Annotated in this window: 19 protein-coding genes; 3 read left to right on the forward strand and 16 right to left on the reverse strand. The window is 65.7% G+C overall.

Annotated features, from left to right (window positions below):
• The first annotated feature begins 14 nt into the window (after nucleotides 1-14).
• Nucleotides 15-1,175, forward strand: a complete 1,161-nt coding sequence (hpnH, locus tag D6B98_RS07390; RefSeq protein WP_126256328.1) for an adenosyl-hopene transferase HpnH — start codon at nucleotides 15-17, stop codon at nucleotides 1,173-1,175.
• 988 nt (nucleotides 1,176-2,163) lie between these two features.
• On the opposite strand, the gene D6B98_RS07400 is transcribed toward hpnH, so the two are convergent.
• From D6B98_RS07400 to D6B98_RS07425, 6 genes are all read right to left on the reverse strand, one after another.
• Nucleotides 2,164-2,976, reverse strand: coding sequence for a phosphorylase (locus tag D6B98_RS07400; protein ID WP_126256330.1), 813 nt, complete (start codon nucleotides 2,974-2,976; stop codon nucleotides 2,164-2,166).
• Nucleotides 2,910-4,907: a squalene--hopene cyclase gene (shc, locus tag D6B98_RS07405; RefSeq protein ID WP_126256332.1), complete on the reverse strand. Its 1,998-nt coding sequence runs from the start codon at nucleotides 4,905-4,907 to the stop codon at nucleotides 2,910-2,912. The genes D6B98_RS07400 and shc overlap by 67 nt, the downstream gene beginning before the upstream one ends.
• Before the next feature lie 64 nt (nucleotides 4,908-4,971).
• The gene (gene hpnE, locus D6B98_RS07410; protein ID WP_126256334.1) at nucleotides 4,972-6,228 is read right to left on the reverse strand and encodes a hydroxysqualene dehydroxylase HpnE; all 1,257 of its coding nucleotides are present in this window, start codon (nucleotides 6,226-6,228) and stop codon (nucleotides 4,972-4,974) included.
• A complete protein-coding gene (gene hpnD / locus D6B98_RS07415; protein ID WP_126256336.1) occupies nucleotides 6,228-7,067 on the reverse strand; it encodes a presqualene diphosphate synthase HpnD in 840 nt (279 codons plus the stop codon). Before hpnD ends, hpnE begins: the two co-directional genes overlap by 1 nt.
• The gene (gene hpnC, locus D6B98_RS07420) at nucleotides 7,057-7,941 is read right to left on the reverse strand and encodes a squalene synthase HpnC (protein ID WP_126256338.1); all 885 of its coding nucleotides are present in this window, start codon (nucleotides 7,939-7,941) and stop codon (nucleotides 7,057-7,059) included. Before hpnC ends, hpnD begins: the two co-directional genes overlap by 11 nt.
• A 187-nt stretch (nucleotides 7,942-8,128) precedes the next feature.
• On the reverse strand, nucleotides 8,129-8,362 hold the full coding sequence (locus tag D6B98_RS07425; RefSeq protein ID WP_126256339.1) for a hypothetical protein: 234 nt from the start codon (nucleotides 8,360-8,362) through the stop codon (nucleotides 8,129-8,131).
• Between the two features lie 461 nt (nucleotides 8,363-8,823).
• Between D6B98_RS07425 and D6B98_RS07435 the strand changes: the two genes are divergently transcribed.
• Entirely contained in the window at nucleotides 8,824-9,321 is a 498-nt protein-coding gene (locus tag D6B98_RS07435; protein WP_126256341.1) for a hypothetical protein, read from the forward strand.
• 151 nt (nucleotides 9,322-9,472) lie between these two features.
• Here the strand turns inward: D6B98_RS07435 and D6B98_RS07440 are convergent, their stop codons facing one another.
• The 5 genes from D6B98_RS07440 to D6B98_RS07460 all read right to left on the reverse strand — a co-directional run bounded on the left by D6B98_RS07440 (nucleotide 9,473) and on the right by D6B98_RS07460 (nucleotide 17,384).
• Nucleotides 9,473-10,693 (reverse strand): MFS transporter, encoded by a 1,221-nt coding sequence (locus D6B98_RS07440; protein ID WP_164718458.1) that lies wholly within the window; start codon nucleotides 10,691-10,693, stop codon nucleotides 9,473-9,475.
• A gap of 217 nt (nucleotides 10,694-10,910) precedes the next feature.
• Nucleotides 10,911-13,277 (reverse strand): efflux RND transporter permease subunit, encoded by a 2,367-nt coding sequence (locus tag D6B98_RS07445; RefSeq protein WP_126256345.1) that lies wholly within the window; start codon nucleotides 13,275-13,277, stop codon nucleotides 10,911-10,913.
• 176 nt (nucleotides 13,278-13,453) lie between these two features.
• Nucleotides 13,454-14,272: an ethanolamine ammonia-lyase subunit EutC gene (eutC, locus tag D6B98_RS07450; RefSeq protein ID WP_126256347.1), complete on the reverse strand. Its 819-nt coding sequence runs from the start codon at nucleotides 14,270-14,272 to the stop codon at nucleotides 13,454-13,456.
• On the reverse strand, nucleotides 14,269-15,855 hold the full coding sequence (locus D6B98_RS07455; RefSeq protein ID WP_126256349.1) for a B12-binding domain-containing radical SAM protein: 1,587 nt from the start codon (nucleotides 15,853-15,855) through the stop codon (nucleotides 14,269-14,271). The genes eutC and D6B98_RS07455 overlap by 4 nt, the downstream gene beginning before the upstream one ends.
• Nucleotides 15,856-16,001: 146 nt before the next feature.
• Nucleotides 16,002-17,384, reverse strand: coding sequence for an ethanolamine ammonia-lyase subunit EutB (locus D6B98_RS07460; RefSeq protein WP_126256351.1), 1,383 nt, complete (start codon nucleotides 17,382-17,384; stop codon nucleotides 16,002-16,004).
• Between the two features lie 223 nt (nucleotides 17,385-17,607).
• Here D6B98_RS07460 and D6B98_RS07465 point away from each other — a divergent pair, with 223 nt between their 5' ends.
• On the forward strand, nucleotides 17,608-19,347 hold the full coding sequence (locus D6B98_RS07465) for a methyl-accepting chemotaxis protein (RefSeq protein ID WP_126256353.1): 1,740 nt from the start codon (nucleotides 17,608-17,610) through the stop codon (nucleotides 19,345-19,347).
• Nucleotides 19,348-19,545: 198 nt separating this feature from the next.
• Here D6B98_RS07465 and D6B98_RS07470 read toward each other — a convergent pair whose 3' ends face one another.
• The 5 genes from D6B98_RS07470 to folE all read right to left on the reverse strand — a co-directional run bounded on the left by D6B98_RS07470 (nucleotide 19,546) and on the right by folE (nucleotide 25,154).
• Nucleotides 19,546-20,760, reverse strand: coding sequence for an acyl-CoA dehydrogenase family protein (locus tag D6B98_RS07470; RefSeq protein WP_126256355.1), 1,215 nt, complete (start codon nucleotides 20,758-20,760; stop codon nucleotides 19,546-19,548).
• 154 nt (nucleotides 20,761-20,914) lie between these two features.
• Nucleotides 20,915-22,126: an ABC transporter substrate-binding protein gene (locus D6B98_RS07475; protein WP_126256357.1), complete on the reverse strand. Its 1,212-nt coding sequence runs from the start codon at nucleotides 22,124-22,126 to the stop codon at nucleotides 20,915-20,917.
• A gap of 145 nt (nucleotides 22,127-22,271) precedes the next feature.
• Complete coding sequence (locus D6B98_RS07480; protein WP_126256359.1) at nucleotides 22,272-22,847, reverse strand: HdeD family acid-resistance protein; 576 nt, start codon at nucleotides 22,845-22,847, stop codon at nucleotides 22,272-22,274.
• A gap of 128 nt (nucleotides 22,848-22,975) precedes the next feature.
• Nucleotides 22,976-24,499, reverse strand: coding sequence for an FAD-dependent oxidoreductase (locus D6B98_RS07485; RefSeq protein ID WP_126256361.1), 1,524 nt, complete (start codon nucleotides 24,497-24,499; stop codon nucleotides 22,976-22,978).
• Nucleotides 24,500-24,527: 28 nt separating this feature from the next.
• Nucleotides 24,528-25,154, reverse strand: a complete 627-nt coding sequence (gene folE / locus D6B98_RS07490) for a GTP cyclohydrolase I FolE (protein WP_126256363.1) — start codon at nucleotides 25,152-25,154, stop codon at nucleotides 24,528-24,530.
• Nucleotides 25,155-25,272 lie beyond the last annotated feature (118 nt).

A 25,272-nucleotide genomic window follows, 5' to 3' on the forward strand; every position in this document is an offset into this window, starting at 1 on the left:
GAAAGAAACTCGTAATGGCTATCCCGTTCTTCAAGGAAATGCGTATCGGCGGCTATTTGCTCAAGCAGAGACTGCTTGGCCGCAAGCGCTACCCGCTCGTGCTGATGCTGGAGCCGCTGTTTCGCTGCAACCTCGCCTGCGTCGGCTGCGGCAAGATCGATTATCCGGATGCGATCCTCAACCGCCGCATGACCGCGCAGGAGTGCTGGGACGCCGCCGACGAGTGCGGCGCGCCGATGGTGGCGATTCCCGGCGGCGAGCCACTGATCCACAAGGAGATCGGCGAGATCGTGCGCGGCCTCGTCGCGCGCAAGAAGTTCGTCTCGCTCTGCACCAACGCGCTGCTGCTCGAGAAGAAGCTCGATCTGTTCGAGCCCTCCCCTTATTTGTTCTTCTCCGTGCATCTCGACGGCCTGCGCGACCACCACGACAAGGCCGTGTCGCAGAAGGGCGTGTTCGACCGCGCCGTCTCCGCGATCAAGGCGGCGAAGGCACGCGGCTTCACCGTCAACGTCAACGCCACCATCTTCGACGGCCATCCGGCCGAGGAGATCGCCAAGTTCCTGGACCTCACCGTCGAGCTCGGCGTCGGCGTCTCGATGTCGCCGGGCTATGCCTATGAGCGCGCGCCGGACCAGGAGCACTTCCTCAACCGCACCAAGACCAAGAAGCTGTTCCGCGACGTCTTTGCGATGGGCAAGGGCAAGAAGTGGAACTTCATGCATTCGGCCCTTTTCCTCGACTTCCTTGCCGGCAACCAGGAATACGAGTGCACGCCGTGGGGCATGCCGGCGCGCAACATCTTCGGCTGGCAGAAGCCCTGCTATCTGCTCGGTGAAGGCTACGCCAAGACCTTCAAGGAGCTGATGGAGACCACCGACTGGGACAGCTACGGCACCGGCCGTTACGAGAAGTGCGCCGACTGCATGGCCCATTGCGGCTACGAGCCGACGGCGGCGACCGCCGCCCTCAACAACCCGCTGAAGGCGATGTGGGTGTCGCTGCGCGGCATTAAGACCTCGGGCCCGATGGCGCCGGAGATCGACATGTCGAAGCAGCGCCCGGCGCAGTACATCTTCTCCGAGCAGGTCCAGAAGAAGCTTTCGGAGATCCGCAAGGACGAGGCCGAGGCCGCGCAGGCGAAGGCCGCACAGAAGGCTTCGACGGCGGCATAAGAGCGGACGCACTCAACTCTCACGACAAAGGCCCGGCCGCGATCGCGACCGGGCCTTTTTGATTGGTGATTGAGCCACGCTATCCGCCCCGTCATTGCGAGCGCAGCGAAGCAATCCAGACTGCCTCCGAGGAACGATTCTGGATTGCTTCGCTGCGCTCGCAATGACGGAGTGGGCGGCACCAGCTTGCTCTTGCCATACGCTCTCTTCATCGCAGACGCACATCCGCATTCTCGCGGCACCTTTTGCCCGAGTCTTGCTCGTGTTCACCGCCCTCGAAAGACCAGAGGGCGCAGGGAAGGCCGGGCGCCGGCGGCACCCGCGATCCGTGCGCAACGAAAGATGCACACGGGGTGGATCACAGGTGATGCCGGTCGCCCGGCCTTCCCTGCGCGGATGGTTTTAACGGTGTCCTTCGTGCTCTCCTCGGGGAGCGTTGCACTATTGCCCCCGTCGCCTCGCCGCTGGCCGATGCGCGTGCCGGTTGGCCGCGGCATCACGGCGAGATTTGACGCCAGAACCCCGGGCGTCGGGACCACACGACTTCTCCGTCCGCGGACGGTTCGACCTGATCGCCGGGAGCTCGCGTGTGCTCACCTCCGACGACGACCGAAGCCGCTGTGACCACGCCGTGTCGTTGCGCGCCGCGCGTGACTCTACGGTCGCCCGCCCCTGTCACCGCCTGTCGCGCCGGCGCTACCGCGTCCACCGCACCCCGACCCGCATCTCGTGACGATCGCGAAGCGCCCCTCTGGCAAGGGCCGGGATGGAGGCTCTATGCCACAAATCCGAAATTCGGGAAAGTGGAATATTTTTGCGGGAAGGGGTTGACGGGTATCCGCCTGTTTTGCCCGACGCTTCATGGAGACGTCTGCCGGCCTCTCCCATCGGCCATACGGGGTCTTTGATGCGTGGTGTTGCCGGAAAGCAAAAAGGCCCGATCGCCGATGCGACCGGGCCTTTCATCTCATTAGCTCGAAGACGCCGCTCAGGCCGCCTTCGAAACCAGCGGCTCGCTCTCGATCAGCTCCGTCCCGATCAGATAGTCGCGGCAGCCGCGCAGGCTCCGCAGCGCGCGGTTGAAGTCGATGCCGGTCGAGACCAGGGCATGCAGCGTTGCCGGATTGCGCACGATGCCGCGCAGCACGGCGGCGAGGTCGATCTGGCCGTTCGGTTTGATCGCGGCGCGGGCAATCGCCGGCAGCGCGCGGTGAGCGGGGTCGCTGATGACGCGAACCGCGGCAAAGGGCAGTCCGGCTTCGGCGGCGTAGGCGGCGGCGATGTGGCTTTCCATGTCGACGGCAGCGGCGCCCGTCTCAGAATGCAGCGCCGCCTTGCAGGAGCGCTTGGTGACCACTTCCTCGGCGCCGGCGAGGCTGCCGCGCACCACGCGGCGGCGTCCCGACGTCAGGCGGTCGATCAGATCGTCGCCGAGCGAGAGCCCCGCGGCCCAGCGGGTGTCGCCGGACAGCACCTCGGTCGCCAGCACGACGTCGCCGGAGCGCAAGCTCGGGTCGAGCCCGCCGGCGACGCCGAACGAGATCACGCCGCGAATCGTTTCAGGATCCACCACGGTCAGAAGCGCCCGCAACTGCGTCGGGCTGCTGGATGAACAGATGACGGCCATTCCCGGCCCGGCCGCGATGCGGGCCTCCTGCACCAGTCCGGTCACGATCAGTATCGGCCGCGGGTCGATGGCCTGACCCGCGGTAAAATAGTCCCCCGTCCCCAAAGTCACATTCCGACCCCTACCACCCTGCTGTTGGTGTTCCGCAAGTTCCGATACCGCGCCAACGCCCACAGCGGAAAGAACTTTGGGTAACCATGATAACGTAGATAGAACACGCGGGGGAAGCCTGTGGCGGTGTACCTCTGCTCGTCCCACAGTCCTTTTTTGTTTTGTGTTGCAATCAGGTACTCCACCCCGCGGGCAACGGCCGGGTGATCAACCTCGCCTGCCGCCATGAGGGCAAGCAAGGCCCATGCCGTTTGCGAGGCAGTCGAGGGGGCAGCTTCCCAGCCCTTGTAGTCCAGCCGGTAGCTGACGGCATCCTCGCCCCAGCCGCCGTCCTTGTTCTGGATCGAGGCCAGCCAGGCGGCGGCTCTGCGAATCATGGGGTCCTTGTGGTCGACGCCGGCCATGTTGAGGGCACAGAGCACCGACCAGGTTCCATAGATGAAGTTCATGCCCCAGCGGCCGTACCAGGACCCCTCGGGGTGCTGGGTCTTGCGCAAATAGGCGACGCCGTCGGCGACGTGCTTGCTGGTCTTCGCGGTCTCGCCGAGCTGGGCCAGCATCGAGATGCAGCGCGCCGTGACGTCCTCGGTCGGCGGATCGAGCAGCGCGCCGTGGTCGGAGAACGGGATGTTGTTGAGGTAATATTCGAGATTGTTGACGTCGAAGGCGGCCCAGCCGCCGTCGTCGCTCTGCATGCCCTCGATCCACTCGCGGCCGCGGGCGATCGCGGTGTCGTAGCCGGTGGCGCCGTGCTCGCGGCGCATGCGGTCCATCGACATCACCACCACGGCGGTGTCGTCGAGATCTGGGTAATGCGCGTTGTTGTACTGGAAGGCCCAGCCGCCCGGACGCACGTCGGGCCGCTTCACCGCCCAGTCGCCCTTCAGCTCGAGCTCCTGCCTCGGGATCAACCAGTCGAGGCCCTGCTTGGCGGCTGGCACCGCCTTGTCGCCGCCCGCCTCCAGCAGCGCATGCGCCGTCAGCGTCGTGTCCCAGACCGGTGAGACGCAGGGCTGGCAATAGGCCTCCTCCTCGCCGATCACGAGCAGCTTGTCGATGCCCCGGCGCGTGACCGCGCGCGGCGGATAATTCTCGTCCTTGCCGAGCGCGTCGTACATCATGACGATGTTGGCCATGGGCGGATAGATCGCGCCCATGCCGTCCTCGCCGTTGAGGCGCTCCTCGGTGAAGGCGAGTGCGGCGTCGATGGCACGCTTGCGCAGGCTCTTGGGAAACAGCGGTTCGATCACGCGCAGGATCGCGTCGAGCGAACGAAACAGCAGGAACCAGGCCATGCTCTGGTGCGGCGCCTTGGCGGTCATGCCGATCGAGCGCGGATCCTGCAGGAACAATTCGTCGATGCCGACGCCCTTCGGATTCTTCGCGCGCGGCTTCAGCGCTGCAAGCACCATCAGCGGCACCATGGTGGTGCGCGCCCAATAGGAGATCTTGTTGAGGTGGAACGGCGACCAGAACGGCAGCAGCACGATCTCGATCGGCAGCACCGGCACCGCGCGCCAGGTCACCACGCCGTACATCGCAAGCAGGAAGCGGGTGAAGACGTTGCTGTGAATCGCACCGCCGCGCGCATGGATCGCCTCGCGCGCACGCACCATGTGCGGGGCGTCGACGGAATCGCCGATCATCTTCAGCGCGAAGTAGGCCTTCACGCTGGCGCTCATGTCGAACTCGCCGTCATGCACCAGCGGCCAGCCGCCATGGGCGCCCTGGATGCGGCGAAGATAGTTGGCGATCTTGGCTTCGAGCACGGCATCGACCGGCTCGGCGAGATAGTGGCGCAACAGGACGTATTCGGCCGGAATCGTGCAGTCGGCCTCGAGCTCGAACACCCAATGGCCGTCCGCCTGCTGGAGTTCGAGGACGCCCTGCGTCGCCGATGCAATGCTCGATTCCAAGATGCCCGGTTGCAAGGTCCCCGGTTGCAAGGCCTCCTGTTGAAGGGCTTCGCGGCTGGTCGCGTTCACGGAATCCATCTCGCTCGATTGCTCCGATAGTGGATTGAAATTGGCCGGGACGTCTGCCCGTCAGGGCCGCCTTTCAGGATGCTTTGGCGGCCAGAACCAGATCGGCGGCGCGATCACCGGACCGGACCGACCCCTCGATGGTTGCAGGCAATCCCGTAGCAGTCCAATCCCCCGCAAGGAACAGGTTTTTCAGCGCGGTGACCGGCCCCGGACGCAGGGCATTCTGCGCCGGCGTCGCCGCAAATGTGGCGCGGCGCTCGCGCACGATCTGCCAAGGGGGCAGCTCGCCGGACACGCCGCCCGCCTTGCAGACATCGTTCCAGACCGCCTGCGCGAGTTCCTCGCGCGGCATGTCGACCAGACGGTCGCCATTGCTGATGGTGACGGAAAGCCGGTTCGGGAACGCGAACAGCCATTCCACGATGCCGCCGATCACGCCGAGGATCGGCGCCGAACCCGGCGGCGGCGTGATGCGAAAATGCGCATTGACGATGGCGCGGAATTCCGTCGGCGTCTTCAGGCCGGGCAGCAGGCTGGCGGCGGCGCGCGGCGGCACCGCCATGACGACGACATCGCCCTCACCGAGCTGGATCACATCCTCGCCGCCGAAATGCAGCGCACTGGCCTTGCCGTCGCCGGTCGCGAACGAGCGCAGCTCATGGCCGAGCTGAACAATGTGGCCACGTTCAGCCAAGAACTTCACCGCGGGCTCGATCAGCACGGCGCTGAGACCGTCGCGCGCGATCAGCGGACGGCAGGCCTGCCCGCCGGCAAGCAGCGTCTCGCGCACGATCGCGCCGGCAAGCCCCGCCGAGCCCTCGGGCGGATCGACGTTGAGGGCTGCGAGCAGCAGCGGCTGCACCAGGCGCTGATAGAGCACGCCTTCGCAAGGAATCGACTTGCCGACCAATGTCTCTTCCGACGCCCAGATCAACGGCGCCAGCTTCAGGTAATCGGCAAGGCCCGTGTCGGGCACGCGGCGGCTCTCGTCGAGCACCCAGGTCGGCAACCGACCGCTGCCGAGATCGATCTGCCAGCGCTGCCCGGTCTTGATGTCGACGAACGGAAACTGCGCGCTCTCGGGGCCGACCAAGCCCGCCTCGGAGCCGATCGCGCGCGCATAGGCGCGCGCATGGCTGTTGCCCGACAGCAGCAGATGATTGCCGTTGTCGATGGTGAGGTTGGTGGCCCCGTCGAAATAGGAACGGCAGCGGCCGCCGGCCTGGTGCGTGGCCTCGTGCACGGCGACCTTGAAGCCGGCATTGGCGAGCCGCACGGCGGCGGAGAGGCCGGAAATTCCAGCACCGATGATGTGAGCTGTCTTTTGCATCAGATGAAAGCGTAACGGAGCAGGATGGCGATGCGTGTGACCTTCGACACACGCACCGGCTGGCGCGGCGCGTTGAAACCGCGCGCAATCAGCAGATCCAGAATGGAATGATAATATTTCGACATGATCCGCGGCGCGCGCACGGCGCGGCGCTTGTTGCGGTTCATGATCTCGTCCGACTTCTCGAAATGCGCTTTCGCACGCTGCGTCAGCGGCAGGCAGACCTTCGGCAACGCGCGCTCGGCGATCACGCGGTTCGGATCGCTGGAGGTGATGCCGGCATGCAGCAGCGCCTCGCGCGGCAGATAGAGCCGGCCGAGGCCGGCGTCCTCGTCGATGTCGCGCAGGATGTTGGTGAGCTGAAGCGCGCGGCCCAGATGATAGGCGAGCTGGATGCCGTCTTCTTCGGGCAGGCCAAAGACCCGCACCGACAGCCGTCCCACCGCGCTGGCGACGCGATCGCAATACAGATCCAGCGTCGCCATGTCGGGCGCGCGGATGTCCTGCGGCACGTCCATCTCCATGCCGTCGACGATCGCCAGGAAATCCTCGCGCTTGAGGCCGAAGGCCTTCACCGAGGCGACGTAATCCTTCAGCCGCGGCGGCGGATTGCCCTGATAGAGCGCCTCGATGTCGTTGCGCCATTCCTGAAGCGCGGCGAGCCGCTCCTCGCGCGGGCCGTCGGAATCGGCGATGTCGTCGACCTGGCGGCAGAAGCTGTAGATCTGGAACATCGCTTCGCGCTGGTCATGCGGCAGGATGCGCATCGCGGCGTAGAAGGAGCTGCCTGATGCGGTCGAGCCATAACTGGCGCCGGGCGAGGTCGCCTCAAGCGTCATGGGCAGTCCCCGGTCTGGAAATGGCCTTGCGTCCTATCGCGCGGCGGCCGGCCTCACGGAGCATCCCGGCAAGGCTGAAGACGAGCAGCTCGAACTTGTTCAGATGCACCCGCTCGCGCAGCGGATCGCGCACCTTCAAGAGGCGCACGATGCGGTCGGCATAGGCCTGGATCACCGCGACGTCGACGCCGAGGCGAAGATCCCGGATCTCGGCAGCCAGCGACCTGCCCTCGTCGAGCAGCGCTTCGTTGCGCGCGGCAAGCCCGTGCAGGCAGGCCAGCATCGCCGGCGGCGATTGGGCAAGGCCGAGCTGCTCGACCGAGGCGCCGTGTGCCGCCAGCGCATCGCGCGGCAGATAGACGCGGTTGAGCTCGCGGAAATCCTTGCCGCAATCCTGCAGGTGGTTGTTGATCTGCAGGCCCGCGCAGAGCGCATCCGATGCGGCCCAGGTCGAGGTACTCTCGCCATGGACGTCGAGCATGAAGCGGCCGACCGGCATCGCGGAATAGCGGCAATAGTGGATGACCTCGTCCCAGGTCTCGTAACGCAGCTTGGTCACGTCCATGCGGAACGCGGTCAACACGTCGAGGGCATGGCGCGGCGCCATGCCGCGCTCGGCGAGCGCATGCCGCAAACTGACGGCCTCGGCCTGGGTATCGCCCTTGCCGAGCAGCTCCGCCTCCAGCAGGTCGAGATAAGCGAGTTTCTGGTCGGGCGGGAGCGTGGCGTGGTCGGCGATGTCGTCGGCGGTGCGGACGAAATTATAGTACGCCAGGATCAGGGCACGATGACGCGGATGAATGATCCAGGACGCGACGGGAAAATTCTCGTCGCGGTCTCCCTTGCCGGATCGCAATTCGCTCGCAGAGGTCATCGAGGGCTGGCTTACAATCGTTTGGATAGAAAGGGCTTGTTCGCTCGCGGGCTCGTGCCGGCGATCCGCCGCGGCCCCCATATAGGGGAATACGGCCGCAAAACCAATCCTGTCTCTCGATGGCTGCCCTTGGCGAAAGGGCCCGAAAAGGCGGCCCCGGGGCCGCCTTGTGGGCCAGTGGCCGAGCTTACTGGTTGTGGTTCTTCAGCACCTGGTCGCAGGCCTGCGAGATCTTGGAGCGGTTCTCCTTGAGGCAGGCCAGGATGGTGAAATCGCCCTGGTCGATAACCGGACGGCAGAACTTCTGCACGTCGCGCGTGCAGGCTTTCTGCTCGGCGTCCGTGCCACGCCCCTGCTGGGCGAACGCCGCCGTCGAAACAGATGCCGACAGCAGGGTGAGAGCGACGAGAAGCTTACGCATTGTATTCCTTCATTCTGGCGGCAGAATCGCACCGGACCCGGACTGCACAGGGCGGACGACCGGAACGGCTTGTTCTGATGGCAAATCGCCGCGGACATAGCGGCTTTCAGAGAAGGCACAAGCACTGGCAAATGCGGCCAAATTGGCGCCGCGTCCACCAAATCAGGTCTTCCCTCAACCTTCATTGGCAGATGTAAGAGGTTGATACTACGTCATAATTCAAGGACGCCGCGTTTTGCTGCGGACCTGTTGCAGAGCTGCATCTCTCCATCCCGCCTTTGCCGCCGGAAACCTCCCGAAACTGCGCAGACCGGGGGCCCCGGGCCTGGCGCGAGGCTTCGTGAATGGCCATCTCTGGCGGCCTGGCTTTGAACCTGCCACTGGCTCGGAGCACTAAACTTTCGATGTGGCGAGACGTTATCACGCGTAAGCGGGCGTCGTTCTAAAACGGGATATTTGAGATGACATTCTTTGGGCGATCTGGACTGGCAATCAAGGCGGCCGGCATCGGGGCGGCGCTGCTCTTCTCGGTTTCGGCAAGCCACGCTCAGTCGTCCGGCCCGTTTGCCGGTTTCGACGGCGCATGGACCGGCACCGGCACGGTGTCGCTGTCCGACGGATCCACCGAGCGCATTCGCTGCAAGGCCGACTACAAGGTCGCCGGCAGCGGCCTCAACCTGAAGCAGGCCCTGCACTGCGCATCCGACAGCTACAAGTTCGATCTCACCAGCGATGTGACGAGCCAGGGCGAGCGCATCTCCGGCAATTGGAGCGAGTCCAGCCGCAACATCTTCGGCAATCTCCAGGGCACCGCCGGCGGCGGCCAGATCGACGTGTTCGTCGAGGCCAACGGCTTTGCCGCCAACCTCTCTTTGCGCACCAACGGCACCAAGCAAACGGTGCAGATCTCCTCCAAGGGCGAGATCCGCGGCGTCAACATCACCATGACGAAGAGCTGATCCCGTCCCGCTTGAAAGGATCATGGCCCCCGGTTCTGCCGAGCCGGGGGCTTTTTGTTGACATGAACTCAGGCGGAATCTGCCGAGATGGACCCGACACGCAAGCTCACGCTGTCGCACGAGCAGGACTACGCCGCGGGCGACCTCAAGTTCAATCCCTACGGGGTCGTGCGGATCGACGCGTGAGCGGGACCATTGCGACCAGCAGGCCAAGCAGTCCGTAGGCACCCGCCAGGACCAGGATCAAGCCGCTGTCGCCGGCAGTGTCGACAGCCGCGCCGGTGAGCGGGCCGCCCAACATGCCGCCGATGCCGCCGCTGAGCGTGAAGGCCGCGCTGCCTGCCAGCAAAGTCGAACCGCTGAAACGATCGCCTAGCTCGGCAAGCGCGACCGTGGTGACGCCATAGGCGCATGCACCCCAGACAAACAGCAACACGAACAGCATGAGCGGTCCCCGCTGGACGGCAAGAACAAGCAGCACGGCGCCGGCTGCGGTCGCGGCTGCAAGCCCGAAGAGCACGAGCCGTCGCGGAAACCGATCCGCAAGCCAGCCGACCGGAACTTGCAAGAACACGTTGCCGCCATTAAGCACGGCGAGGCCGATCGCCATGGCCTGCTCGGAATAGCCGTTCCTCATCCCGAACGCCGGCAGAAAGCTCAGCGTGGCATGATCGAACAAGCCAAAGGCCCCGACCGCAGCGAGCAGCACGGGCGCGCGCGGAAGGAAGCTCATGGTCGGCATGCGCTCCTTGACCGAGAAGCCGGGCAACCGGTGCGCGAAGATGGCCGTGATCAGCGATGCAGTCAGCAGGGCCACAATGCCGACCGCGAATGGCGGCCACCCCGAAGAGCCGGTCAGCGCAAGGGCGAAGGGGCCGAGCGAGAAACCGGCGGCCAGGATGGCCGCATAAAGTCCCATGATGCGGCCGCGATAGACCGACACGGCAATCTCGTTCAACCATGCCTTGTTGACGATGTAGAAACCGCCGATGGCGAGCCCGAGTGCGAACCGCGCCGGAAACCAGATCCAAAGCGTGCGAAACATCATCATCAGGGCAAGCGCTGCGGCCGCGGTCAGCGCGAGCCCGACGGCAGCCTTGTGGGCACCGATGTGCTGGGCAAGGCGCGGCACGCAAAGCGCGGAGGTCAGAAGCCCCATCGGCATCATCGCGGCATTCGCGCCGAGCAGAACGCCGCTGAATTGCTCGCTCTTGAGAACCAGCGCGAGCAGCGGCGACGACAGCCCGGTGGCGACGGCGAACACGCCCACCGTCGCGGTTACGAGCACGACTTTCATCCAATCCGGCGCGGCCGCGTCGCGCCGGGGAATTGCAGCCAGGCCCGATGAAGCTGGATCGGGCTCAAGGCACATGCCACCCCTCCTCAGAGCTGCTGTCGCCGAAGCCATTTAGCCTGCCACGCTCGCGCGTGTTTGCCGAATTGACGATGTCGGCAGGCCACACCTAGGGTTGAACAGGCTGGCAGGGCAAAGGTTCGTCAACTGCCGAAAAAACCTCGGCAGTTCCGCACGGGGCGAGAGCGGTGCCTGACCGCGTCGCGGGGGCGCCGTGGTGAAGGCGCGATGACGGCTAAATCGCCGGCTTGTCGGTCCCCTGCAGCCTGTCGTGCAGGTTGATCAGCCACATCGCCGTCGGCCTGAGAATGAAGAGGTCGGCGACGAGGGCCATCACCATCGAGAAGGCGCTGAGCCAGCCGAACAGCCTGAGCGACGGCAGGTCGGAGAACACGGTGACGACGAGGCCGCAGGCAAGCACCACCGTGGTCAGAATCAGCGCCGGGCCGACCAGCACGGTCGCCCGCTCCACCGCCAGCGCCGAGCCGACGCCGGGCTTGTTCTCCAGCCGCAGGCGGTTGAGGAAGTGGATGGTGGCGCTGAGTCCGAGGCCGAACGAGACGGTGAGCGCGACGACGCTGGCGAATTGCAGCCCCTCGCCCATCGCCCACAGTACCGTGCCCGACATCACCACGGGGAAGATGCCCGGCAGGATACAGGCGAGCGTCACCACCCAGGAGCGGAAGGCGAGGCCGATGAAGATCGCGACCAGCGCAAATTCGATCGTGAGACCGTGGTTCAGCTTCTCGATCATGTTGGCCGAGTTGCGCGCGGCGATGGCGGCGAGACCGGTCACTGCGATTTCGTAGCCCGGATGCTTCTTGCGGACGCCGTCGAGCTCGGAATCGAGCTTGTCGACGATCGGCAGCAACTGGCTGGAATCCTTGTCCGGCACGCGGCCGGCGACGACGACCGCGTCCTGCTCGGCGTCGATGAAGCGACGCACCAGATGCTCGGGGATGACGCTGACATATTCCTTCAGCGTCGCGACGTCGGCGCTGCCGGCCTTTTCCGTCAGCCAGCGACGCAGCGTCTCCAGCGACCACACGTTGCCGACGCCGGCGGACTTCTCGACCGTCGCGTGCACCTCGGCGATGGTCTGGAGCGTCTCCGGCGAATAGAGCGATTGCCCCTTCGGAAACACGATCAGCACGTTGACCGGATTGGCGCCGGTCAGCTTGGCATCGAGCCGGTCACTGGCGGCGACCGCCTGGCGCTTGTCCGGCACCTGGTCGGCGAGCCGGTAGCGCGGCTCCAGATTGGCGTAGATGACGCCGAGGCCGCCGACGAACAGCACCGCGATCAGGCTGAACAGGCCGGGCCGGCCGACCATGCGCACCGCGATCCAGTAGCAGAAATTGCGCAGCGCCTGCACGCCGGCATCGGCGCCCTGGAACTTGACTGCAAAGACCTTCTCGTTGCGCACGAACAGCACGCCGAACACGGGCACCAGCGACAGCACCGCGACGAGCGCGATGATGGTGGCGGCGAGCCCCGCCTCGCCGAACTTGCGGATCAGGTCGGAGTCCGAGAATTGCAGCGCGATGAAGGAAATGCCGGCGGTGCCGTGCGTCAGCACGCAGGCAGGGCCCACCACCAGCACCGCGTTCTTGAATGCGGTAAACTTGTCCTGGCCTGCGATCAGCCGGTCGCGCGCGGCGAAAGTGAGCTGCATCGAGTCCGAGAAGCTGATCACCATGATGAGCGGCGTCATCACGTTCAGGAACATGTTGAGGTTGAAATTGGCCCAGCCGAGCGCGCCGAGCGCCAGCAGGATCGCGATCATCGGCGGGAACGCCGCCGCGATCATGAACGAGATCTTGCGGAAGAAGATGATGGCGATGATGCAGCCGGCGAGGATGCCGAGGATGTTGTAGGTCAGCCCGTCGCGCTCGACCGCGTTGCGGATCTCGAGCTGCATCACTGGCACGCCGGAGAGCTGCACGTTGAGGCCGGTGTCCCCGAGCGTCTCCTTCATCAGCGCGCGGATATCGGCGACGGTCTTGGTCAGCTTGTTGGAAGCGACCACCTCCGGATCGAGCGAGAGCACGACCAGCGCCAGCGTGCCGTCCTCCGACAGCAGCTTGCCGCGGATGATCTCGTTGTTCTTGACGGTCTCGATGAACTTGTCGTAGTCGGCGCCTTCGGGCAGCTCGGCCGGGAACAGCGCCGCCGGCAGCTTGCCCGGTGCCGGCGCCTGACGCGCCGAGAACAGCGAGACGAGGCCACGCGTGCCTTCGACCAATTGCAGGTCGGTAACGAAGTCGCGCAGCTTCTCCAGATTGTTGCGCGCCAGCAGGTTCTTGCCCTCGACCACGACAAGGACGTCGAACTCCTCGGCCGGGAACTTCTTCGTCACCTCTTCATATTGTTTGAATTCGCGGCTGTCGGAGCGGAACAGCTGCGACAGCGAATCGTCGATCTTGATCCTGTGGATGCCGAACACGGCGCCGACGATCAGGACGAGCAGGACGATGCAGGAGACGATCGGCGCCCGGACGGCGATCAGCCCGAGGCGCTCCAGCCCGAAGGCGATCGAGGACGCAGGTCCCTGCTCGACCTTGTCGACATGAACCTCATTCTCGCTGTGCTTTTCGAGCATGCCTTATCCAGTTCCTAAATCGGCTCGGTCTTGAGAGCTTATTGCGCCCCCGCGAACGGCTTGAAAACGCCATACCAATGGGAGGCTTGCCCTTTGAAAATGCGCGGAAAATCGCCGCGAGGGGTTTAGCAGGTCAATTGCCCTTCTCGCAAGCAGGCGAAGTGCGGGCGAATCGATCAAGATGTGGCGATTTCGGGTCCCTGCCCCCGGTCATCCGGGGGAAATGTGCCAATTCGACGCGGCGCGCGGTCCGCGCTCTCGTCCTTCAGCGCCACGCCGCTGACCTGCCGGGCCAGCCCCTCGCGGACCAGCCAGGCGATCTTGAAGGCGGCCTCGTCATAGCTGAGCCCAGCCTCGTGGATGTTGGACACGCAATTGCGCTCGGCATCGGTGCGGCCGGGCTTCGGCGCGAAAGTCAGATAGGCGCCGAGACTATCCGGCGCCGACAGGCCGGGCCGCTCGCCGATCAGCGTCACGACCATGCGCGCGCCGAGAATGGCGCCGATCTCGTCGCCGAGCGCAACGCGCGCGCCTGAGGCGACGACGACCTGGCCGAGCGCGACAGCATCCCCTTCCGCCAGCAACGGCAGCAGGCGCTTCACCAGGGCCGCCGCATGGGCGTGGACCGCCGCCGCGGACAGCCCGTCGCCGATCACCAGCGCGAGCTGGCATGGCGCGGAAGCCGCGCGCGTCAAAACCTCGACCGAGCCGAGCTCGAGCCGTCGCCCCAGATCCGGCCGCCGCAGATAGTCCCTGCGGTCGACCGCCTGGCTCCTCGCCTCGGTGACGGCAAGTCCCAGCGCGCCGAGATCGGCGAGCAGGCGCGGCGCATCGAAGGCGGCATGCACGGCATCGCGGGCGCGGGCATGGTCGAGCGTGAAGTCGAGCAGCGCCTTGGTCGGCACGCTTGCACCAGTGCGGCCCAGGGCAACGCGCGCGGGCGTGAATGACCTGAGGTCAATGGTTGGGCGGGCCGGAACGGACTTGTCGCTCATTCGGCGGGAACGGCGGCCTCGCGCAGCCGGATCGAGTAGTTCGAGGCGTTCTGCCTGCCGCTGGAGGCCGCGCGCGCAAAGGTGATGAGATGATGCGCGATCAGGGTGCATCCGATCAGGCCTTCGAGATCGCCGCGCTTGATGCGTCCCAGCGCAAACTTCCAGAACACGCGCCTGTAGTCGCCGAGCACGCCGACCTTCCAGAAGATGTTGCGCAGCATGACGAGGCCGCGGCGGATGTTGGGCCAGGTCTTCATCTCGTCCGGCACCGGCACCTTGAGACGCTGCGTGTAAACATGATCGCACTGATGCTGGTAGCGGGCGTAGACCTTCTCGGGCGCGTAAGCGAGCGCCATGGCCTGCTTCCAGGAGGCGACGACCTCATCATAAGGCAGCAGGAAATCGACGTTGGAATCGCGGCCGTCGTCGTGGATCAGGCGGCCTTCGCGCTCGAGCCGGTCCCACAGCGGCGTCTTCGGCAGCGCCTGCAGCAGATTGATGGTGAGCAGCGGAATGCGCGATTCCTCGACGAAGGCGAGCAGCGCATCCCCCGTATTCGGCTTGTCGGTGTCGAGCCCCATGATGATGCCCGAGACGACCTCCATGCCGTAGGAGTTGATAGTGCGCACGCCTTCCAGGATCGGGACCATCATGTTGTGGTCCTTCTGCATCGCCTTCAGCGCGTCGGGATCGGGCGTCTCGATGCCGCAGAAGATGGTGATGAAGTAGGCCTCGCGCATCTTCTCGAGGATCTCGGGCCGCTTGGCGATGTTGAGCGTCGCCTCGCAGGCCAGCCGGACCACGTAGCCGGTCCGCTTCTGCCATTCGATCAGATGCGGCAACAGGTCCAGCGCCGCCTTGCGGTTGCCGATGAAATTGTCGTCGACGAAATAGACCGTGTCGGTCATGCCGCATTCGCGCAGGCGGTCGAGCTCGGCGATGATCTGCTGCGGCGTCTTGATGCGCGGGTTGCGGCCGTAGAGGCCCGGGATGTCGCAGAACTCGCACTGATAGGGACAGCCGCTGGAATATTGGATGCTGCCGAGAAAATATTTCTTCACGTCGGCAAGCTCGTAGGCCGGGATCGGAAATTCCGTCATCGGCACGCGATCCTTGGTGGTCAGCACCACCTGGCTCTCTGGGCGGGAGGTGTCGCGCGACAGGATCTCGATCAGCTGGTTGGTGGCATCGCCGAGCTCGCCGACATGGAGATAGTCGAATGACGGGTAGTAGTCGGGACAGGCGCTGACGGAGGGGCCGCCGAGTGCAACCGGCAGGTCGAACTCATGCGCGCGGCGGCAGATGTCGTTCATCTGCTGGCGCTGGATGTGCATGCCGCTGACGAAGACCGCCTCAGCCCATTCGAACTCTTCCCTGGTCGTGCGGCGGAGGTTCTCGTCGACGAATTTGACCTGCCAATCCTGCGGCAGATAGGCCGAGATCAGCAACAGCCCCTGCGGCGGCATGAAGGCTCGGACGCCATCGGTCAGCGGATAGGAGTGCTCGAACGTACCGAACGAGGAGGTGTAGCGCGGAAACACACAGAGGATCCGCCGGGACGTTCCGTTACTTTCAGCTCGCATCTAAGCTCCCCCGCCACGCTCGACCTGGTTGCGGAAATTGCCAGCCAGACACATAGCGTAATGCTGCCGCCGGAATTTCTCAATATTGTGGCGAAAGCATAATCCCGCGGGCGCCAAATGGTTTCCTGAGAAGGGCCTTCCTTCGCTCAGGCGATCAGCCGCGAGGCAAAATCGGGCAGCAGGCCCGCATCGCCGGCAATCCGGAAATCGGCGCCCGCGATGCCCGACCGCGCCAGCCAATCGTCGAATTCCGGGGCGCGGCGCAAGCCGAAGACGTCACGGACATAGAGCGCGTCGTGAAAAGACGTCGACTGGTAGTTCAGCATGACATCATCGGCGCCGGGGACGCCCATGATGAAGGTGACGCCGGCGGCGGCGAGCAGCGTCAGCAGGTTGTCCATGTCGTCCTGGTCCGCCTCGGCGTGGTTGGTGTAGCAGATATCGATCCCGAGCGGCAGGCCGAGCAGCTTGCCGCAGAAATGATCCTCCAGCCCGGCGCGGATGATTTCCTTGCCGTCATAGAGATATTCCGGGCCGATGAAGCCGACCACGCTGTTCACCAAGAGCGGGGCAAAGGCGCGGGCGACCGCATAGGCGCGCGCCTCGCAGGTCTGCTGGTCGACGCCGTGATGGGCGCCCGCCGACAGCGCCGAGCCCTGGCCGGTCTCGAAATACATCACGTTCTGCCCGACGGTGCCGCGCCGCAGCGACAGCCCGGCCTGCTGCGCCTCCCGCAAAAGCGCAAGGTCGATGCCGAAGCTGCGGTTGGCGGCCTCGGTGCCGGCGACCGACTGGAAGACGAGATCGACCGGCACGCCCTGCCCGATCAGCGACAGCGTCGTCGTGACATGGGTCAGCACGCAGGCCTGCGTCGGAATCGTCAGCCGCGCGATGATCTCGTCGAGCAGGCGCAGCAATTGCGCGATCACGGCCGGATCGTCGCTCGCCGGATTGATGCCGATGCAGGCATCGCCCGCCCCGAGCAGGATGCCGTCGAGGATCGAGGCGGTGATGCCCCTGGCATCGTCGAATGGATGGTTGGGCTGCAACCGCGTGCTCATCCGCCCCTTCAGGCCGATGGTGTTGCGGAAGGCGGTGGTGACCTCGCATTTCCGCGCCGCCAGGATCAGGTCCTGGTTGCGCATCAGCTTCGACACCGCAGCCGCCATCTCCGGCGTGATGCCGCCCGCCAGCCTGCGCAGGACCTCGGGCGTTGCGGCATCCGACAGCAGCCAGTCGCGGAAGGCGCCAACCGTCAGGGATGCCACCGGCGCGAAGGCCGCCGCGTCGTGGCTGTCGATGACGAGGCGGGTGACCTCGTCGGCCTCATAGGGGATGACCGCTTCCTGCAGGAATTGGCCGAGCGGGACGTCGGCGAGCGCTATCCGGGCCGCGATCGTCTGCTCGGCGGTGTCGGCGGCGATCCCGGCCAGCCGGTCGCCGGAGCGCGGCGGGGTCGCCTTGGCCAGCAGATCGCGCAGGTCCGGGAACGTGTAGGTCGTGGCGTCGATGGTGTGGCGGTAGACCAAGGGCCTCTCCGGGGTTCGTCGGCCGCTGGCCGAGCCCAAGACTGTCCGGACACTATATCCGCGGATCAAGACGCTGAAATATCATAGCTTTCCTTCGAGCAATGGCCAACAGAGCCGACCGACGCGTTAACGCGGCATCCATCTTCGTTCTGCATAGTTTTGCATCAATTTTACACGCCCCCGTTCACCGGCCGTTTCAGGCCATTCCGGCCCCCTGAGTACCATGACATCAGACCGATCTGGGAATGCCGCCAAGCTGGCAGGCCGCTTCACGCTTGCCACCAAGCTCTATGCGATCTTCACGCTGTTCGCACTGCTCACGGCGGCGATCGCCACGCTGTCCGACTACAACAGCCGCCGCAGCGCCGACCTGACCAACGCGATCGAGACGGCGAACGCCGCCGCGCTGAACGTCGAGCGGGTCAACTCGCTGGTCTATGCGGTCGTGATGGAATCGCGCGGCGTCTACATGTCGACCGAGCCCGCCGTGGTGAAGAAATACGGCGACGGCCTGCTCAAGTTCAACGCGCAGATCCTGGACGTCGTGAAGCGCTGGGAGACCATCGTCAAGGCCGACGATGCCGAGCAGTTCGCTACCTTCAAGAAACGTATCGAGCAATTCGTCGAGTTCCGCAAGGAGCTGGTGCGCCGCGGCGTCGAGATCAATGCGGCCGCGGGCCGCGAATGGGGCGACAACGACGCCAACCGCGCCGTGCGCTCGGCGCTGAACAAGGATCTCGAGGCGCTGTCCAAGGTCTATGCCGAGCGGGCCAGGCAGATCGCGCAGCAGACCGCGGCCAACCATGGATTGTCCTTCGTGCTGACCTGCCTCGGCGGCGTGGCGCTGGCCCTGGTCGTGATCGGCATCGTCATCATCGCCCGCTCGATCGCCAGGCCGCTCGCCGCGATCACCGCGACCATCAAGCAGGTCGCCGACGGCACCGAGGACGTCGTGGTGCCGCACTCCGACCGCGCCGACGAGATCGGCGCGCTCGCCCGCGCGATCCAGGTCTTTCAGGAAGCCATGCGCCGCAACCGCAACCTCGCCTCGCAGGTCTCGCAGGACTCCGCCGCCCGCGAGGAGCGCGCCCGCCACATCGAGCGATCCGTCGAGCAATTTCGCGAGGCGATCGGCGCGATCATGCGCGGCCTCAGCGACAACGCCTCCGTCATGCGCCAGACCGCGCAGACCATCACCCGCGTCACCGCGGATGCGAACAGCCGCGCCGGCACGGCGGCGAACGCCACCGCGCAGGCCGCGCACAACGTCACGGCGGTGGCGGGCGCGGCCGAGGAACTGTCCGCCTCGGTGGTGGAGATCGGCCGCCAGGTGCGGCAGAGCGCCGGCGCGGTCGAGCAGACCGGCCAGCGCACCGAGAAGTCGATCTCCGAGATCGAGAGCCTTGCCGCGGCCACGCAGCGCATCGACGGCGTGCTCAATCTGATCCAGGCCATCGCCGAGCAGACCAATCTCCTGGCGCTCAACGCCACCATCGAGGCCGCGCGCGCCGGCGATGCCGGCCGCGGCTTTGCCGTGGTCGCCCATGAAGTGAAGGCGCTCGCGGGCCAGACCGCCAAGGCCACCGCCGAGATCAGCGAGAACGTCGCGATGATCCAGGCCTCGACCCGCAACGCGGTCGACGCCGTGCGCGAGATCGGCGGCGCGGTACGCGAGATCAACGAGGTGACCTCGGCGATCGCCGGAGCCGTCGGCCAGCAGGACGCCGCCACGCGCGAGATCTCGTCCAACGCGCAGAGCGCCGCGCAGGGCAACGAGACGCTGGTCGCCAACATCACCTCGCTGCGCGACGCCATCGGCGAGACCGATGCGGCGGCATCCTCGGTGCTGACGGCGGCGGGCAGCGTCGCCGAGACCGCGGACACGCTGTCGCGCGAGGTGGAGACGTTCTTCCAGAACCTGCGCGCGGGGTCGGCGGACGGGCGGATTGCCAAGGCGGGGTGACGGCGCGGACCGGGCCTTGCGAAGCCGTCGGCGGCTCCCGCGCCCCCCAAAAGCGCGAAAACAACCCCATGCACAGTAGCCGACAGCAGCGAAATCAATGAGTTAGCGGCGCGCCGGCTTGCGGATTTTACGAACCCGCTTTGACTCGTCGGGCACCACACCGGCAGGATGTCATCACGGCGCACCGCGATGTGGGCCCTACCCCATCACCCCGCCGCGCCTGATCAGCTCCTTCCCCACCGCGGCCAGGTGCACCTGGTCCGGGCCGTCGCCGATGCGGATGAAGCGGGCGTAGACGTAGGCGCGGGCGAGGAAGGTGTCCTGCGAGACGCCGGCGGCGCCGTGGATCTGGATGGCGCGGTCGATGACGCGGGCGGCCATGCTGGGCACCACGATCTTGGCCGCGGCGATCAGGTCGCGCGCGGCCTTGTTGCCCTCGCGGTCCATCTTGTCGGCGGCCTGCAGCGTCAGCAGGCGCGCCTGCGCGATCTCGCAGAAGGAGTGCGCGATGTCCTCGCGCACCGAGCCTTGCTCGGCGAGCGGCTTGCCGAAGGCGACACGCGACACCGCGCGCTGGCACATCAGTTCGAGCGCACGCTGGGCGCATCCGATCAGCCGCATGCAATGATGGATACGGCCGGGACCGAGCCGCCCCTGCGCTATCTCGAAGCCGCGCCCCTCGCCGAGCAGGATGTTTTCGGCGGGCACGCGGACATTGTCGTAGACGATCTCGGGGTGGCCGACCGGGGCGTCGTCATAGCCGTAGGTCAGCATGTCGCGGACGATGCGCACGCCGGGCGTGTTCCTGGGCACCAGGATCATGGATTGCTGGCGATGACGGTCGGGATCGTCGGGCGCGGTCTTGCCCATCACGATCAGGATCTCGCAATCCTCGTTCATCGCGCCCGAGGTGAACCACTTCCGCCCGTTGACGACGTAGTCGCTGCCGTCACGCGTGATGGCGCACTGGATGTTGGTGGCGTCGCTGGAAGCGACCTGCGGCTCGGTCATCGAGAAACCGGAGCGGATGCGCCCCTCCAGCAGCGGCTTCAGCCAGCGCTCCTGCTGCGCCTTGGTGCCGTAGTTCGCCAGCACCTCCATGTTGCCGACGTCGGGCGCCGAGCAGTTGAACACCTCTGGCGCCCAGAGGATGCGCCCCATGATCTCCTTCACGGGCGCGTATTCGAGGTTGGTGAGGCCCGGTCCGTGCTCGCCGGATAGAAACAGGTTCCAGAGCCCCTGCTCGCGCGCGAGCTTCTTCAGGTCCTGCAGCACCGGCGGCGTCTTGTAGCGCGCGGCGTCCGGCTTCACCTGCTCGTAATAGAGCTCCTCGACCGGCTCGACATGCGTCCGCATGAACTGGCGGACGCGGTCCTGAAGCTCCAGCGAACGGGGAGAGTGTTGAAAGTCCATGATGGGTCCTCCTGTTCGCCTCGTCGCGCGTCAGTGTCGTAGGGTGGGCAAAGCGAAGCGTGCCCACGCATTGTTTGCGACCGAGAGAGGTGGTGGGCACGGCGCAAGGCGCCTTTGCCCACCCCACGATTTCTGAGTCGCGGAGAGATACCGCTCACGTCCCGCGCAACAGCTCGCTCGCGATAACCCAGTCGTTGCCGTCGAACTGGAGCATGTAGCCGTCCTTGATCGGCCGGAAATCCTGCGGCGTGGTGTTGAGGGTGATGCCGGGCATCAGCAGCGACAGCGGCACGTTCTTCAGGTTGGCGGCCTGCGCCATGATGTTCTCGCGCGTGAGGTTGTCCTTGCATTGCTTCAGCAGCACCACCAGCGCTTCGGCGACGGTGTAGCCGTAGAGCCCGGCGACGTTGTTGACGTCGGCATTGGGCAGGCGCTTCTTCATGAAGTCGATATAGGCCGACATCGCCGGATCGTCCTTCGGCGTCTCGACGAACGGCTTGAGCGCGCCGAGCGACAGCACGCCCTTCCCGGCATCGAGGCCCGCGGGCACCATCACGGTTGCCTTGTTGGCGCAGCCGCTCGCGATGAAGCGCATCGCGTGCCAGCCGACCTCATGGGCTTTCCGGATCGCCTGCGCGCAGGCGCGCGGCGTCACCGAATAGATCATGAAGACGTCGGCCTTGGTGCTCGCCAGCGTCAGCACCTGGGAATCGACGGTGGGATCGGCGACCTCGAAGCTCGAGGCCATCGCGATCGCCTTGTCGGCGTCGGCCCCAAGGGCTTCCTTGACGCCGCGCAGATATTCCTTGCCGGCATCGTCGTTCTGATAGAGCACCGCAAAGCGCGCATTCGGGTTCTTGGCGCGGGCATAGGCGACGTCGATCGCGGCTTCGCTGGTATAGTTCGGCGCCCAGGGCAGCGCCATCGACCAGGGCATGTTGGCCGGATCGTTCCACTTCGAGGCCGAGCTGATCAAAAACAGCTGCGGCACCTTGTTGCTGTTGAGATATTTCGCGATCGCCGAGCTCGGCGCCGTGCCCATGGTGGCGAAGATGAAGGCAACGCCGTCGCCCTCGACGAGGCGCCGCGCCGCCTCCATGGTCTTGGGCGGCGAGAACGCGTCGTCCAGCGAGATCAGATTGAGCTTGCGGCCGTTCACGCCGCCCTTGTCGTTGACCTCGTCAAAATAGGCCGCGATGACTCGGCCCGTGATGCTGAGCGGCGAAGCCGGTCCGCTATAGGGCATCGTGTTGCCGATCTTGATCTCGGTGTCGCTGACGCCGGGACCGTAGGACTTCTGCGCGGAGACAGGCGTCGACAGGCAGGCGGCAGCCAGCGCTGCGGCCAGGACCAGAGCGGCTTTCATGGTTTCTCTCCGATGATTGTCGCCGCACGAGATCGTGGCGTGAACGCACGGCGCGCTGCTTTTTTGTCAGCGCGCCAGCTCAGCGGAGTTCGGCGAGGTGGTCTTGCGTCGAGTTGCTGATGGCCCGGCACTCAGCGCGCAGGAGCTAGCGGCGCGACTTCAAGCCGAGACCAAGGCTGACCCAGCCCGCACCCGCCATGATCAGGTCGATGCCGAGAAACAGGCCGAGGATGTAGACGCTGTTCACCGGCCAGCGCGCCAGGATCAAAAGCCCGAGCAGCAGCGTGACGACGGCCGACAGCGCCACCCAGACCCACGGGCTCTCGCGCTTCATGCTGAAAGCGAGAAACAGCCTGACTGCGCCAGAGGCCAGCAGCGAAGCGCCGAGAAAGAGAGTGAGCAGCACGGCGGCAAAGAGCGGATTCGCGAAGGTGAGGAAGCCGGCTACAATGTAGAGCACACCAAGCAAGGCCCAGATCAGGAATCTTCCCCAGCTCTTCATCTGGAATGCGCCGATCACCTCGGTCACGCCGGCAACGATCATCATCGCGCCGACCACGATCACGCTCGCCACCGTTGCCATCATCATGCTGCCGAGCGCGACGAAGCCGGCGATGAGGTAAACGACGCCGAGGGCGACGATCCAGCCCCATTTGGCATGTAGCGCCGAGATACCCGAGCCGAGACTGGAAGGGTGAGGTGCATCTGAAGCACTTGTCATTGGCCACTCCTGCATGCGAAGCCCGCGGGCACACGCCAGGATAGCACGCACCGCACCGGGACAACAGCCAGCAGATCAGCCCTTACCCGCCGCAACGTTGACGCAAATCAAGATCGGGCGCCCCGGCTTCAGCCGCGTGAGCGCTCCATCTCCAATTCGGCCTTGAGATTATCGAGATCGCGATAAATTGAAGCAACCGCGAGCACGCGACCGCCCTTGCGGTACTTCAACAGGCAGTCCTTTCCGGAGATGCTGCCGTCGATCGCGATGTCGTCGAAGTTCTCGGCGTGCCCGACATAGTTGATCGGCACGTCGTAGTGCTGGCTCCAGAAGAACGGCACGGCGTCGAAGCGCTCGCGCCTGCCAAGCATGTTGCGCGCCGCCGTCTGCCCCTGCCGCTCCGCCACCACCCAGTGCTCGACGCGGATGGTCTGCCGCGAATGCGGATCGGGCCAGCGGGCGATGTCGCCGGCCGCGAAGATGCCGGCCACGCTGGTCTCCAGATATTCGCTCACGCTGACGCCACGATCGGCCGCCAGCCCCGCCTGCTCGGCGAGCGCGAGGCGCGGCTTGACGCCGATGCCGACGACGACGAGGTCAGCCTCGATGACGGCCCCGCTCTTCAGCGTCGCGCGCATGCCGTCGAGCCTCTCCACCGTATCCTTCAAGTGGAAGACGACGCCGTTCTCCTCGTGCAGGGACCGGACGAAATCGCCCATCTCGGCGCCGAGCACTTTCTGCATCGGCCGCTCCTCCGGCGCGACCACATGCACCTCGATCTTGCGGGCCCGCAAGGAGGCCGCGACCTCGAGACCGATGAAGCTGGCGCCGATCACCAGCGCGCGCCTGGCACTTCCTGCGGCCTTGATGATGGCGCGGCTGTCGGCGACGGAGCGCAAGGTGTGAACATGCGGCTGGTCCGCGCCGGGAATCTGCAGCTTGACCGGCTCGGCGCCGGTCGCGAGCAGCAGCCGGTCGAACGGCAGCTTGTCGCCATTTCGGAGCGTGACGCTGCGCGTCTTCGCATCGATCGTGACGACGTCGGTGTTGAGCCTGAGATCGATGCCGGCGTCCTGGTAATAGCCCTCGTCGCGCAGCGGCAACCAATCCTCCGGCGCGTTGCCCGCGAGGTAATCCTTGGAGAGGTTGGGCCGGTCGACCGGCATCGCGCCGTCATTGCTCAGCATGGTGATGGCGCCGGCAAAGCCCTCGCGCCGGAGCGTCTCGGCGGCGGAGAAGCCGGCGGCGCCGCCGCCGACGATGACGAACTTCTCCGACGTCGGCGCGCTGCGATGTGCGGCCGGCGGCGTCAGCGCCTCGCGCTTACGCCGAACGACGATGCTGTCGCCATCGCGCGTGACCTCCCAGACCGCCAATGCATTCAACGCCGGCGGGCGGGTGGCTTCGCCCGTGCGCAAGGAGAAGCAGGCATGATGCCAGGGACAGCGGATGGTATCGCCTACCACCAGGCCCTCGGCGAGCGGACCGTGATAATGGCTGCAGGCCGGCTCGATCGCAAAGATCTCGCTGCCCGCCTGCACCAGCAGGACGTCCTCCTCGCCGACGTGACCGAGCAATTTGCCGTCCTTGAACGCGCTCAGCGATACGCTCTTGCTCAGATCGGGTCCGCTCGGCTTGTTGTCCTCGGCCATGGCGACGCCTCCTTCTTGCGCGCGCGGGTCAATCGTCCGAATTGGCGAGCCCCAGCAGCTCCTGGCGCGTCAGCGCATTGTCGCGGAACACGCCCAGCATGCGGCTGGTGACGAGATCGGTCTCGGGCTTGTGCGCACCGCGCGTGGTCATGCAATGATGCGTCGCCTTGATGATGACGCCGACGCCTTCCGGCTTGAGCACGTCGTTGATGGTATTGGCGATCTGCGCGGTCATCTTCTCCTGGATCTGGAGCCGCTTGGCGTAGACGTCCACCACGCGCGCAAGCTTGGAGATGCCGACGACGCGCCCCTGCGGAATATAGGCGACCCAGGCGCGGCCGACGATCGGCGCCATATGGTGCTCGCAATGGCTCTCGAAGCGAACGCCGCGCAGCACGATCATCTCGTCATAGCCTTCGATCTCCTCGAAGGTCTTTTGCAGGATCTCGGTCGGGTCCTGCGCGTATCCGGAGAAATACTCCTCGAAGGCGCGTGCGACCCGGTCCGGCGTCTCGCGCAGGCCATCACGCCCGGGATCGTCGCCGGCCCAGCGGATCATGGTCCGGACCGCCTGCTCGACCTCCGCCCTGTCCGGCCGTTCGACCGGCGCCTGCGCCACCGCGACACGTTCGAGCTTACGCACGTGCGACATCATCGGGATCCTCCCCTGCAATGAGCCGCATAGGTTAAGCGGCCCCACAGCTTGGACGGCTGCAATCGGAAAAGGTTCCCGCCGATCAGGGAAAATTGGGAGGGGCGGAGCTTGGACTGCC

The sequence above is a fragment of the Bradyrhizobium sp. LVM 105 genome, from assembly GCF_003957705.1.
GTDB lineage: Bacteria > Pseudomonadota > Alphaproteobacteria > Rhizobiales > Xanthobacteraceae > Bradyrhizobium > Bradyrhizobium frederickii.